Origin of the sequence: Winslowiella toletana, from assembly GCF_017875465.1 — a bacterium.
Taxonomy (GTDB): Bacteria; Pseudomonadota; Gammaproteobacteria; order Enterobacterales; family Enterobacteriaceae; genus Erwinia; species Erwinia toletana.
On record NZ_JAGGMQ010000001.1, the window covers coordinates 5,110,567 to 5,124,104 of the forward strand.

Below are 13,538 nucleotides of genomic sequence, written 5' to 3' on the forward strand. Positions count from 1 at the left end.
ATGTATCTGGGAATTGATGCCGGTACTTCAGAAATCAAAGGGCTGGTGATCGACAGCAATGGCGACACCCTCGCCAGCGCGGGCGCGTCACTGACCGTGCAGCGCCCGCATCCGCACTGGTCAGAACAGGACCCGGCGCAGTGGTGGCAGGCAACGCAGCAGGTTATCAGCCAGCTACGGCAGAAAATCGGCGCCAGCTGGCCGGAGATCCGCGCCATCGGCCTTTCCGGCCAGATGCATGGCGCAGTGTTGCTGGGCCAGCAGGATGAAGTGCTGCGTCCCTGTATTCTGTGGAATGACACGCGCAGCGCCGACGAATGCCAGCAGCTGACCGCCGCTGCGCCAGAATTACACGCCGTTGCCGGTAATCTGGCGATGCCCGGCTTTACTGCGCCCAAGCTGTTATGGCTGGCGCGCCATGAACCGGCGGTTTTCAGTCGTATCGCCAGCGTATTGCTGCCTAAAGACTATCTGCGCTGGATGATGAGCGGTGAAAAGATCAGTGATATGTCCGATGCCGCAGGCACCCTGTGGCTGGATGTGGCGCAACGGAAGTGGTCTGAGAGTCTGCTGGCTGCCTGCGGCCTGACGTCAGAGCAGATGCCGCGTCTGGTGGAAGGCTCGCAACCGGCAGGCAAGCTTAAAGCCGATATTGCCCGCCAGTGGGGACTCAGTGACGAGGTGATTATTGCCGGCGGCGGTGGCGATAATGCCGCCAGTGCGGTAGGCATCGGTGCGGTTAATCCCGGTGATGCGTTTATTTCTCTGGGCACGTCCGGCGTACTGTTTGCGGTAAATGACGGTTTTCGCCCTAACCCACAGTCGGCGGTTCACGCCTTCTGTCACGCCCTGCCGGATCGCTGGCATCAGATGAGCGTGATGTTGTCCGCCGCCAGTGCGTTGCGCTGGCTATGTGAGCTGCTGGGTTGCAGTGAAACCACTCTGCTGGCCGATGTCTCATCGCTGAGCCGCGCCGAACAGCTGCGCGCGCCGCTGTTTTTGCCTTACCTCTCCGGTGAACGCACGCCACATAACGATCCGCAAGCCAGCGGCGCTTTCCATGGCTTAACCCATGGCAGCCAGCGTGCATCGCTGGCCTATGCGGTACTGGAAGGCGTCAGCTTTGGCATGGCGGATGGCTTAAAAGTGCTGAATGACGCCGGAACCAGACTGACCAGTTGCTCACTGATTGGCGGTGGCGCGCGCAGTCCATGGTGGGCCCAGCTGATGGCTGATGTGCTGAACCTGCCGATTATTACCCATCGCGGCGGCGAGGCCGGTGGCGCGCTGGGCGCCGCCCGTCTCGGCTGGCTGGCGGTTGGCGGCGAAGAGCAGCAGGTGTGTCAGAAACCGCCGCAGTTGCAGCGTTATCTGCCTGACGCCACCCGCCATCAACAGCTACAGCCACGCCTGCAACAGTTTCGTCAGCTCTATCAACAACAGCGCGCGCTGCGCCAGTAGTCACTCTCTGCCGGTCGCCGGTGCGATCGGCCCACTGCCAGTCAGAGGATAATATTATGCAAGCAGATAAAAGCCTTTTCGGGCTGCCGAAATCGCTGTTCTGGGGTTATGTCGCTATAGCGGTGTTTATGAGCGGTGACGGCTTCGAAATGGCCTTTCTTTCCAAACATATTACCGATTTAGGTTTCTCGCCTTCCCAGTCGGCGCTGGTATTTACCCTGTATGGTGCGGCGGCGGCGCTGGCGGCATGGAGTTCCGGTGTAGTGGCGGAAATTATCACCCCGCAACGTGCAATGCGCATCGGCTTTATTCTCTGGGTAGTCATGCATGTGCTGTTCCTGACGCTGGGACTGGGCATGCGCAACTATCCACTGATGCTGCTGTTTTACGGCATTCGCGGCCTGGCTTATCCGCTGTTTATCTATTCGTTTGTGATGCTGGTGGTGCAGACAGTGCCAAAACATCAGCTGTCCTCAGCGATGGGCTGGTTCTGGGCAATGTACTCGGTGGGGATCGGCTGTATTGGCAGTTATCTGCCCAGTTTTACCATTCCGTTTATCGGGGAAACCGGTACGCTATGGTTTGCTATTGCCTGGGTGGTGGCTGGTGGTCTGATGGCGATGGTTCTGCTGCGCAATGTCGGCAGTGAGAGTGAGAAAGCGCATCTGTCCACGCGTGAGAAGATGACCGAGTTATCGCGCGCGGTGACCATCTTATTTACCAACCGCAATATTTTTCTCGCCTGCCTGATTCGTATTATTAATACGCTGTCGCTGTTTGGCTTTGCGGTAGTCATGCCGCTGTTATTTGTCGGCCGTCTCGGCTTTTCCATGTCCGAGTGGTTGCAGATTTGGGCAGTATTCTTCTTTGTCACCATCTTCACGAATGTGATGTGGGGGATTCTCGGCGAATATATCGGCTGGATCCGTCAGGTGCGCTGGTTTGGCTGCCTGGGTTGCGCCATCTCCAGTCTGGCGTTCTATTATCTGCCGGTGACCTTTGGCCATAACTACTGGGTAGCGATGATCCCGGCGATCATGCTGGGGATCACCGTCGCCGCCTTTGTGCCGATGACCGCGGTGTTCCCGGTACTGGAACCGAAACATAAAGGGGCGGCGATTTCGATTTATAACCTGTCTGCGGGTCTGAGCAACTTTCTGGCCCCGGCCATCGCCTCACTGGTATTGCCATTCTTTGATGTGGTCGGGGTTGTCTGGACCTATACCGCGCTCTATCTGGTAGCCGGTATTTTGACCCTGATTATCAAAGTGGAACAACCGGCGCGTATGGCTAAAAACGCCAAAAAAAGCGGTTATTCCACACCTGTCGCCGCCGAGAACAAGTCATAAAAGTCATCACTGACTGGCTGTTATCAGGGATGTCCGCCGTCAGGACATCCCTGATCTTTATGTGCCTAAAACTGCTCAGATGAGTTTCTTTCTGTAAGCGAAAAATGTTAAAATTGACCTCAGTCAATTATCGTCTGAGCGTATATTATGATTCCAGAAAAACGCGTTATTCGTCGCATTCAATCTGGCGGTTGTGCGATCCACTGTCAGGATTGCAGCATCAGTCAGCTTTGTATTCCGTTCACCTTAAATGAACACGAGCTGGATCAGTTAGACAACATTATTGAGCGCAAAAAACCGATTCAGAAAGGCCAGACGCTATTCAAAGCCGGTGATGAGCTCAAATCGCTGTATGCCATCCGTTCCGGCACCATCAAGAGCTACACCATTACCGAGCAAGGCGATGAACAGATTACCGGCTTCCATCTGGCAGGTGATCTGGTCGGTTTTGACGCCATCAGCAGTGCCCATCATCCGAGCTTTGCCCAGGCGCTGGAAACCGCGATGGTGTGTGAAATCCCGTTCGAAACCCTTGATGATCTTTCCGGTAAAATGCCGAGCCTGCGCCAGCAGATGATGCGTTTAATGAGCGGCGAAATCAAAGGCGACCAGGATATGATCCTGCTGCTGTCGAAGAAAAATGCCGAAGAACGTCTGGCTGCTTTTATCTGGAATCTTTCACGCCGTTTTGGCCAGCGCGGTTTTTCACAACGTGAATTCCGTCTGACGATGACGCGCGGTGATATTGGTAATTATCTCGGTCTGACCGTGGAAACCATCAGCCGTCTGCTGGGTCGTTTCCAGAAAAGCGGAATGCTGGCGGTGAAAGGTAAATACATTACTATCGAAAATCATGAAATCCTCGCCGATCTGGCAGGCCACAGTCACTGATTATCGATTCTGTCTGCCGGGTCAGCATTTGTTATTTTATTGATCCGGCAACAACTTTTTCGCTTTTTACCTGAGCGCTATTGGGCTATCTTTAAACAGACACCTCGTCGTGTATGGAGAACCCAGTATGGTTAAGTATCAAAACATTCTTGTGGCGATCGATCCTCAACAGGATGACCAGCCTGCGCTACGTCGGGCGGTGTACCTTAATCAGCGCATCGGCGGCAAAATCAAAGCCTTCCTGCCTATTTATGATTTCTCCTACGAAATGACCACCCTGCTGTCGCCTGATGAACGCACCAATATGCGTAAAGGTGTGATCAGCCAGCGTACTGAGTGGATCCGCGAACAGGCCCATGCTTATTTAGAAGCTGGCGTTGAAATAGAGATTAAAGTGGTATGGCATAACCGCCCGTTTGAGGCGATTATCCAGGAAGTTCTGAGCGGTAAACACGATCTGGTATTGAAAATGGCGCACCAGCACGATCGTCTGGAAGCGGTGATTTTCACCCCTACTGACTGGCATCTGTTACGTAAATGCCCGTGCCCGGTGTGGATGGTGAAAGATCAGCCGTGGCCGGAAGGGGGTAAGGCGCTGGTGGCGGTTAATCTCGCCAGTGAAGAGCCGCATCATGATTTACTCAATCAGAAACTGATCAAAGAGACGGTGGAACTGGCCGATATGGTCAATCACACCGAAGTCCATCTGATCGGTGCATATCCGATTACACCGATTAATATCGCCATTGAACTGCCTGACTTTGACCCCAGCATCTACAACGATGCGATTCGCGGCCAGCACCTGGTAGCGATGAAAGCGCTGCGGCAGAAATTCTCGATGGATGAGAAGTTTACTCATGTCGAAAAAGGCTTACCGGAGGAAGTTATCCCTGAGCTGGCGGAACATCTGGATGCCGGTATCGTGGTGCTCGGCACCATCGGGCGCACCGGGATTTCAGCAGCTTTCCTCGGCAATACTGCGGAACAGGTGATCGACCATCTGCGCTGTGATTTGCTGGTGATTAAACCGGACGGTTTTACCACTCAGGTCGAGCTGGATGATGATGAGGATGACTGAGTAATAAAGGGCGGCGAGAACGCCGCCCCTACAGTTAAATGATTTGCAGGGGCAGCGTTCTCGCCGCCCTCGCCATTACAACGCTTTCAGAATCGCTTCCACACTGGCTTTTGCATCGCCAAACAGCATCTGCGTATTCTCTTTAAAGAACAGCGGGTTCTGTACGCCAGCATAGCCGGTATTCATCGAGCGCTTAAATACCACCACGTTCTGCGCTTTCCACACTTCCAGCACCGGCATGCCGGCGATGGGGCTGCGGGGATCTTCCAGCGCCGCCGGGTTAACGGTATCGTTAGCGCCAATCACCAGCACGGTATCGGTATCGGCGAAATCGTCGTTGATCTCGTCCATCTCCAGCACCACGTCATACGGCACGCGCGCTTCGGCCAGCAATACATTCATATGGCCCGGCAGACGTCCGGCGACCGGATGGATACCAAAGCGCACTTTGACGCCACGCGCACGCAGCTTCTCAGTGATTTCCGCCACCGGATACTGCGCCTGCGCCACCGCCATGCCATATCCCGGGGTGATTATCACCGATGACGAAGTCTTCAGCATTTCTGCCGTCTCTTCTGCGCTCACTTCACGATGTTCACCCACTTCGTCGCTTTCACCGGTTGAACTGCTGTCGGTACCAAAGCCACCGGCAATCACGCTGATAAACGAGCGGTTCATCGCTTTACACATAATATAAGAAAGGATGGCGCCGGAAGAACCGACCAGCGCACCGGTTACGATCAGCAAATCGTTGCTCAGCATAAAGCCCGCTGCCGCTGCCGCCCAACCGGAATAGGAGTTCAGCATCGATACCACTACCGGCATATCCGCGCCGCCGATGGAGGCCACCAGGTGCCAGCCGAACGCCAGCGCAATCACCGTCATCACCAGCAGCGCAAAAGTCTGCGCGCCAACGCTGTCAGAACGCACAAAAATCAGCAACAGCGCGAACGAAACCACCAGCGCCAGCAGATTCAGTTTATGGCGATGTGGCAACATCAGCGGGCGCGAAGAGATTTTGCCACGCAGTTTACCGAACGCCACGATCGAACCGGTAAAGGTCACCGCACCGATAAAGATGCCGAGGAACACTTCGGTCAGATGGATATTTTCCATCACCGGCAGCAGCCCTGGAGCGTGATCGAGGTAGCTGTTAAAACCAACCAGCACCGCCGCCAGACCGACAAAGCTGTGCAGTACCGCCACCAGCTCTGGCATCTCGGTCATTTCGACCTTTTTCGCCAGCCGGATACCAATCGCGCCGCCAATTACCATCGCCAGCAGAATCCAGGCGACATTGCCGGTATCCGGTCCGAAGATGGTGGCAATCAGCGCAATCGCCATGCCACTCATGCCAAAAAGATTGCCTCGCTTTGAAGTCTCATGTTTTGAGAGACCGGCAAGACTACAAATAAACAGAATTGCGGCAACAATGTATGCTGCAGTCACTAATCCGCCAGACATATTGTTAACCCTTAGTTCTTACGGAACATTTTCAGCATGCGCTGAGTGACGGTGAATCCACCGAAAATATTGATGCTGGCAATCAGCACCGCCACAAATGACAGGAAGGTTACCCAGCCGCCGTGACCAATCTGCAGTACCGCGCCAATCACGATAATCCCGGAAATGGCGTTAGTGACTGACATCAGCGGAGTGTGCAGCGCATGGCTGACATTCCATACCACGTAATAACCGACCACGCAGGAGAGCGCAAAGACGGTAAAGTGCGACAGGAACTCGGCTGGCGCGACATTGGCAAGGCAGGCAAACAGCACGATCGCCAGCGCGATCAGCACGTATTTGCGTACTGGCGAGGCGGGTTTTTCCGGCTCGGACGCCAGCGGTTTAACCTCCGCCTGCGCCGCTTTCGGCGCCGCAGAAACCTGAATCGGTGGCGCCGGCCAGGTGACTTCACCTTCACGGATCACAGTCACCCCGCGCACCACCACATCATCGAAATCGATAACGATTTCGCCGTTTTTCTCTTTGCACAGCAGTTTCAGCAGATTCACCAGATTGGTGCCGTACAGCTGTGAAGACTGCGTCGGCAGGCGGCTTGGCAGATCGGTATAACCGATAATCTTCACGCCGTTGGCGGTGGTGATGACGCTATCCGCCACTGTCAGTTCGCAGTTGCCGCCGGTCTGCGCGGCGAGATCAACCACCACGCTACCGGGCTTCATCGCAGCGACCATGTCGCTGGTAATCAGCTTCGGCGCCGGACGACCCGGGATCAGCGCGGTGGTGACAATAATATCCACTTCTTTCGCCTGAGCAGCGAACAGCGCCATCTCCGCCTTAATAAAGGCGTCCGACATCACTTTGGCATAACCGTCGCCGCTACCCGCTTCCTCTTCAAAATCCAGCTCAAGGAATTCGGCGCCCATACTCTGCACCTGCTCTTTGACCTCAGGACGGGTATCGAATGCACGGACGATGGCGCCTAAGCTGCCAGCAGCGCCAATCGCCGCCAGACCGGCGACACCCGCGCCGATCACCATCACTTTTGCCGGCGGCACTTTACCTGCAGCGGTAATCTGGCCGGTAAAGAAGCGGCCAAACTGGTGTGCGGCTTCAACAATCGCGCGATAACCGGCGATATTGGCCATCGAACTGAGCGCATCAAGGGATTGCGCGCGCGAAATACGCGGCACTGCATCCATCGACATCACCGTGATCTGACGCGCCGCCAGTTTCTCCAGCAGCGCCGGATTCTGCGCAGGCCAGATAAAGCTGATTAAGGTGCTGCCTGCACGGGTCAGTTCAATCTCTTTATCGTCAGGTGCATTGACCTTCATTACAATATCAGCCTGCCAGACGTTGACCGCATCCGTAATGCTGGCGCCTGCCGCAACGAAAGCCGCGTCATCAAAACTGGCCAGCTTACCTGCGCCGCTTTCGACCGCCACACTGAAGCCAAGTTTTAACAGCTGCTCGACGGTTTTTGGCGTCGCAGCGACTCGCGCTTCATTGGGCAACCGCTCTTTCGGTACTCCAATTAACATAGTATTCCCTTTCATCGGTTATCCCCTCGGTCAGCAATCTCGCCAGCACTGACCTCGGATTCGAAATGGATGGTTTGATTTAACTTGCCGCATTTCTGATAAACGCAGCATGGGTGTTACAAACTGTTTATAACCTACTGAAAATATGTCTCTCGATCCAGACGCAGCGCGTAATTGCCGCCAGTTTCACACAAAAATTCAGAGGCAAGAGGCAAAAGCACTATATTGGCACTGAATTTAACAACAAATTGCGCATAATCTGCTATGCAGAATCGCTTCATTACCTATTTACTACCAATAAAAATCATTATTTAACAATGCATTAACTAAATAACTAATATCAATCATCGTCATAAGTGGTAAGCCGCGCGCAATTCGTTCTGTTTTTGCTTTATTCACCGTTATCCTGCAGGTGACCTGGTCTGGCGCAGTGAAATGGCATAAATTGCCTGAGACAGCAGCCATTATTACATGCAATAATCGACGGCTAATCTGTTACACATCAAGAGTCCAGCACGTTTTCGTACTCATTTTTTGCGTAAGGCGAAGGATTATTTTTATGAAGCTGAAGAACACCATTCTGGCGACCGCCCTGTTGTCTCTTACAACATTAACCGCGCACGCGGCACAGGAGTTGTCTCCGGAAAAAGCGGCCTCGTTAAAGCCATTTGAACGTATCAATGTCTCTGGCCGTTTTAACGCCATTGGCGATGCCAGCGAAGCCGTGTCAAAACGCGCTGACGCCATGGGCGCCGCCGCTTACTATATTCAGGCGATCAACGATACTAACGGCAATGGCGGCAACTGGCGCGTCACCGCCGATCTGTATAAAGCTGATGCTCCTGCGGCAGATAACAGCCCCCAGTATCGCGTATTTAATGGCGTGAAAGAGCTGCCGAAACCTGAAGCTTATGAGCTGGAGCCTTTTGATACGGTCTCTGTCAGCGGTTTCTATCGCAGTCAGCCCGATGTCAATGACGCGATTTCGAAAGCGGCGAAAGAGAAAGGCGCAGCCTCCTTCTTTATCGTCCGTCAGGTTGACGCTAACAGCGGCGGTAATCAGTATATTACCGCTTATGTGTATAAAGCCGATGCGGCGAAACGCAAGGTGCAGAGTCCAAACCTGATCCCGGCGGACTCTGAAGCTGGTAAAGCCGCGCTGGCCGCGGGTGGCGCGGCAGCGAAAAACGTTGAGATCCCGGGTGTGGCCTCCTCTGATACGCCAAGCAGCAAGGTGGGACGTTTCTTCGAAACCCAGACCACCACTGGCCAGCGTTATACCGTCAAACTACCGAATGGCACCGAGATTCAGGAAGTGAACAATATCACTGCCGCACAGATGCAGCCATTTGACTCGGTGACCTTTACCGGTCATTTCAGCACCCCGACTGAAATTTCACACGAAGTAGCACGTCGTGCTGCTGATAAAGGCGCGAAGTTCTACCATGTAACCCGTCAGTGGCAGAACCAGAGTGGCGGTAACCTTACCGTGACCGCTGACCTGTTTAAATAAGCTTAAATCAGGGCAGCATGATGCTGCCCTGCTCCTTTCTGAATAATCCGTATCTCTTTTTGCATACTCAGTCATTGCACTCCGCCTGTCCTCTCCGTAAAATCGGCCGCCAGTTTTAGCGGTTTCGCTCGACAAAACCCTTCATCCATTGGGTAAAATTCGTTCGTTATCCTGTTAATTAGTTATTTATGCTGTAGTCAGGACGTTTTCTTGGATAAAAAATTAGGTCTTACCGCCCTCACCGCGCTGGTGCTCAGCTCAATGCTGGGCGCCGGGGTGTTTAGCCTGCCACAGAATATGGCGGCGGTTGCCAGCCCTGCAGCGCTGCTGATTGGCTGGCTGATTACCGGCGTTGGCATTTTGCTGTTATCACTGGCGATGCTGCTGCTGACGCGCCTGAAACCTGAGCTTGATGGCGGCATCTTTACCTATGCGCGCGCCGGGTTTGGCGATCTGGTGGGCTTCTGCTCCGCCTGGGGCTACTGGTTGTGTGCCGTCATTGCTAATGTCTCCTACCTGGTGATTGTATTTTCGGCGCTGAGCTTTTTCACAGACTCGCCGGGACGGGTGGTATTTGGCGACGGCAATACCTGGCAGGCGGTGCTTGGTGCTTCGGTGCTGCTATGGATGGTGCACTGGCTGGTACTGCGCGGCGTACAGACCGCAGCGAGCATTAATCTGGTGGCGACGCTGGGTAAGCTGTTGCCGCTGGGGCTGTTTGTGCTGCTGGCGATCGCGGCCTTTAACCTTGATCGCTTTAGCTTTGACTTTAGCGGCGTGGCGCTGGGCAAGCCGGTGTGGGAGCAGGTTAAACAGACCATGCTGATCACCCTGTGGGTATTTATCGGTGTGGAAGGCGCGGTGGTAGTTTCCGCGCGTGCGCGCAATAAGCGGGATGTTGGCCGCGCCACGCTGCTGGCGGTAGTTGCCGCGCTGATTGTTTATCTGCTGGTGACGCTGTTATCGCTGGGAATTGTGCCGCGAGCCGAGCTGGCGGAGATGCGTAATCCATCAATGGCGGGGCTGATGACGCGTTTGATCGGCTCCTGGGGCGACGTGGTAATTGCTGCCGGACTGATTGTATCAGTCTGTGGCGCCTATCTTAGCTGGACCATTATGGCGGCAGAAGTGCCGTTGATCGCGGCACAGCAAGGCGCTTTTCCACGCTCGTTAAGCCGGCAGAATCGCCGCGGCGCCCCGGCAGCCTCACTGTGGCTGACTAACGGCAGTGTTCAGATCTGCCTGATTCTGATCTGGCTGACCCATGCTGATTACAACACCCTGCTGACCATTGCATCAGAGATGATTCTGCTGCCTTATTTGCTGGTCGGTGCTTATCTGTTGCAGCTGGCGCGCAAACTCAAGAAACCGTCAGTAACGCTGGTTGCGCTGGGAGCCTGCGCATACGGTTTATGGTTGCTGTATGCCTCTGGTCCGCTGCATTTGCTGCTGTCGGTGGTGCTGTATGCGCCGGGTCTGCTGCTGTTTCTGTTTGCCCGCCGCGGAGGACGCGCGCAGCAAAACCTGAGCCGTGTCGAGTGTGGTTCAATTGTGCTGCTGATGCTGGCAGCCTGTCCGGCGATGTGGGTATTAATCAGATAGGGTTTAGTGGGCGGCCGTCAGAAAATGGATACTGAGGCGGTCGTCATGCTGACTAAGGTTCAGCGGCTTACGATACTCTTGCTGGATGGTATCAAGCTGCTGCGCCGACAGGTGATAAGGGAGTAAAATATCCAGCTGATCGATCTGCTGCTGTTCGGCAAGCGTGATCAGACGCGCAATATTAATCTCGTCACTGACCTGTGTTGAAATGATTTGCAACGCTAATTCTTTCAGATGATCTGCGGAGGCATGTTGTGCATTGCCTGGCTTACGCGTCACCATGCCAAAAATTGGCAGGACACCGTAGATGGCATCAACAAAGCTCCAGCGTTTTTTACAGGAAGCGGAGAGAAAATCCATATAGTTGAAGCAGATGCGGTCACTGTATCCGGCTGACGTCAGCTCTTTTTCAGACACCCTCAATCTCCTCCAATGGAAAAATAAATGGTTTACGCATGGAACAACCATGCGAATATAATGGCATATTTTGCGGTGTCTGTACTATACATCTTGAGTTATTTAGCGCGGGATAATAATCCCGTGATAGTTGTTCCACATCACAAAGGATATGCTGCTGTCATCGCAGACAGACGCACAGCATTATGAGCAAAATTGTATTCGTTGAAGATGACCACGATGTTGGCGAGCTGATTGCCGCTTATCTCGGGCGTCATGGAATTGATGTTATTGTTGAAGGTCGTGGCGACCGGGCTGAACAGGTGATTGCCGAAGCCACGCCGGATCTGGTGATGCTGGATATTATGTTACCCGGTAAAGATGGCATGACGCTGTGTCGCGACCTGCGCGCCAGCTGGTCCGGCCCTATTGTGCTGCTGACCTCTCTCGACAGTGATATGAACCATATTCTGGCACTGGAGATGGGCGCCAATGACTATATCCTGAAAACCACGCCGCCAGCGGTGCTGCTGGCACGCCTGCGCCTGCATTTGCGCCAGGCGGGCAGCAACAGCGGCCGGGAAGAGATAGCCCCGATGCAGTCAGGCCATAAAGCACTGCGCTTTGGTTCGCTGTTTATCGATCCGGTTAACCGTCAGGTCGCCCTCTTTGAGGAGAATATCACCCTCTCCACCGCCGACTTCGACCTGCTCTGGGAGCTGGCGACCCATGCCGGACAGACTCTTAACCGTGACGCGCTGCTGAAAACCTTACGTGGCGTCAGCTATGACGGTATGGATCGCAGTATTGACGTCGCTATCTCACGTCTGCGTAAAAAGCTGCACGACAGCGCCACTGAGCCTTACCGGATCAAAACCATCCGTAATAAAGGTTATCTGTTTGCACCACACGCCTGGGAAAGCCACAGCGCATGAGAAAGTTATTTATACAGTTTTACCTGCTGCTGTTCGTCTGTTTTCTGGTGATGGCGATGCTGGTCGGACTGGTTTACAAATATACCGCCGAACGCGCCGGACGTCAGTCGATGGACGACCTGATGAAAAGTTCGCTCTATCTGATGCGCAGTGAGTTACGCGAGATCCCGCTGCGTGACTGGAATAAAACCATCAATAAGCTCGACCTGAATCTCTCATTTAAACTGCATATTGAACCACTCAGTAAAATTAAGCTGGATGCGCCGGCGATGCATCGTCTGCGTGCCGGTGAGATCGTCGCGCTCGACGATGAATATACCTTTATGCAGCATATTCCTCGCAGCCACTATGTACTGGTGGTCGGGCCAATCCCCTATCTGTTCTTCCTGCACCAGATGCGTATTCTCGATATCGTGCTGCTGGCGTTTATCGGCCTGTCGCTGGCGCTGCCGGTATTTATCTGGATGCGCCCGCACTGGAAAGATATGCTGAAACTGGAGTCCGCCGCGCAGCGCTTTGGTCAGGGGCATCTGAACGAACGCATCCATTTTGACAGCGCATCCAGTCTGATCCGCCTTGGCGTGGCCTTTAACCAGATGGCCGACAATATCAACACGCTGGTGGCCAGTAAGAAGCAGCTGATTGACGGCATCGCCCATGAACTGCGCACGCCGCTGGTGCGCCTGCGCTACCGGCTGGAGATGAGTGATAATCTGACGCCAGCCGAGTCCGCCGCCCTTAATCGCGATATTGGCCAGCTGGAAGCCCTGATTGAAGAGCTGCTGACTTACGCCCGTCTCGACCGCCCTAAAGTCGACCTGACGCTGCGCCAGTTCGATCTGGCCGAATGGTTGCAGGAACGTCTCGACGATATTCGCCCGCTGCATCCCGGGCATCAGATCACCCTTGATACGCCACAACGCGAAAATGTCGGCATCGCCGATGCGCGTCTGATGGAACGGGTGCTGGATAATCTGGTGAATAACGCGCTGCGCTATGCCGATAAACAGCTGCGCGTCGGACTGTGGTTTGACGGTAATACCGCCTGTTTACAGGTTGAAGATGATGGTCCGGGTATTCCGCTGGCCGAACGTCAGCGGGTATTTGAGCCTTTTGTACGTCTCGATCCCAGCCGCGATCGCGCCACTGGCGGGTGCGGTTTAGGTCTGGCGATTGTCCATTCCATTGCCCAGGCGTTGGGCGGTTTTGTGATTATTGACAGTAGCGCGCTCGGCGGCGCCAGCGTTCGCTTTTGCTGGCCGGTTGATTTACCCTTGCGGAACACAGAGCCGGCATAATTTATCT

At 54.3% G+C, this 13,538-nt stretch carries 11 protein-coding genes; 8 read left to right on the plus strand and 3 right to left on the minus strand.

Going from position 1 to position 13,538, the window contains the following annotated elements; translation table 11 throughout:
* From xylB to uspE, 4 genes are all read left to right on the plus strand, one after another.
* Positions 1 to 1,461: a xylulokinase gene (gene xylB, locus J2125_RS23945; protein WP_017800005.1), complete on the plus strand. Its 1,461-nt coding sequence runs from the start codon at positions 1 to 3 to the stop codon at positions 1,459 to 1,461.
* A 56-nt stretch (positions 1,462 to 1,517) separates the two neighbouring features.
* Entirely contained in the window at positions 1,518 to 2,810 is a 1,293-nt protein-coding gene (locus J2125_RS23950; protein WP_017800004.1) for an MFS transporter, read from the plus strand.
* A 147-nt stretch (positions 2,811 to 2,957) separates the two neighbouring features.
* Positions 2,958 to 3,701 (plus strand): fumarate/nitrate reduction transcriptional regulator Fnr, encoded by a 744-nt coding sequence (gene fnr / locus J2125_RS23955; RefSeq protein WP_017800003.1) that lies wholly within the window; start codon positions 2,958 to 2,960, stop codon positions 3,699 to 3,701.
* A 127-nt stretch (positions 3,702 to 3,828) separates the two neighbouring features.
* Positions 3,829 to 4,779: a universal stress protein UspE gene (gene uspE / locus J2125_RS23960; RefSeq protein ID WP_017800002.1), complete on the plus strand. Its 951-nt coding sequence runs from the start codon at positions 3,829 to 3,831 to the stop codon at positions 4,777 to 4,779.
* Between the two features lie 75 nt (positions 4,780 to 4,854).
* Here uspE and pntB read toward each other — a convergent pair whose 3' ends face one another.
* Positions 4,855 to 6,243: a Re/Si-specific NAD(P)(+) transhydrogenase subunit beta gene (pntB, locus tag J2125_RS23965; RefSeq protein ID WP_026111551.1), complete on the minus strand. Its 1,389-nt coding sequence runs from the start codon at positions 6,241 to 6,243 to the stop codon at positions 4,855 to 4,857.
* An 11-nt stretch (positions 6,244 to 6,254) separates the two neighbouring features.
* Positions 6,255 to 7,787 (minus strand): Re/Si-specific NAD(P)(+) transhydrogenase subunit alpha, encoded by a 1,533-nt coding sequence (gene pntA / locus J2125_RS23970; RefSeq protein ID WP_017800000.1) that lies wholly within the window; start codon positions 7,785 to 7,787, stop codon positions 6,255 to 6,257.
* A 559-nt stretch (positions 7,788 to 8,346) separates the two neighbouring features.
* On the opposite strand from pntA, the gene ydgH reads away from it, so the two are divergent.
* Together ydgH and J2125_RS23980 are read left to right on the plus strand one after the other, a co-directional pair.
* Complete coding sequence (ydgH, locus tag J2125_RS23975) at positions 8,347 to 9,300, plus strand: DUF1471 family protein YdgH (protein WP_017799999.1); 954 nt, start codon at positions 8,347 to 8,349, stop codon at positions 9,298 to 9,300.
* A 210-nt stretch (positions 9,301 to 9,510) separates the two neighbouring features.
* Entirely contained in the window at positions 9,511 to 10,902 is a 1,392-nt protein-coding gene (locus J2125_RS23980; RefSeq protein ID WP_017799998.1) for an amino acid permease, read from the plus strand.
* 3 nt (positions 10,903 to 10,905) lie between these two features.
* Here J2125_RS23980 and J2125_RS23985 read toward each other — a convergent pair whose 3' ends face one another.
* Positions 10,906 to 11,319 carry a hypothetical protein gene (locus J2125_RS23985; RefSeq protein ID WP_017799997.1) on the minus strand — a complete coding sequence of 138 codons (414 nt, stop codon included), beginning with the start codon at positions 11,317 to 11,319 and terminating at the stop codon, positions 10,906 to 10,908.
* 185 nt (positions 11,320 to 11,504) lie between these two features.
* On the opposite strand from J2125_RS23985, the gene rstA reads away from it, so the two are divergent.
* Together rstA and rstB are read left to right on the plus strand one after the other, a co-directional pair.
* Complete coding sequence (gene rstA, locus J2125_RS23990; protein ID WP_017799996.1) at positions 11,505 to 12,233, plus strand: two-component system response regulator RstA; 729 nt, start codon at positions 11,505 to 11,507, stop codon at positions 12,231 to 12,233.
* Positions 12,230 to 13,531, plus strand: coding sequence for a two-component system sensor histidine kinase RstB (rstB, locus tag J2125_RS23995; RefSeq protein WP_017799995.1), 1,302 nt, complete (start codon positions 12,230 to 12,232; stop codon positions 13,529 to 13,531). Before rstA ends, rstB begins: the two co-directional genes overlap by 4 nt.
* Positions 13,532 to 13,538 lie beyond the last annotated feature (7 nt).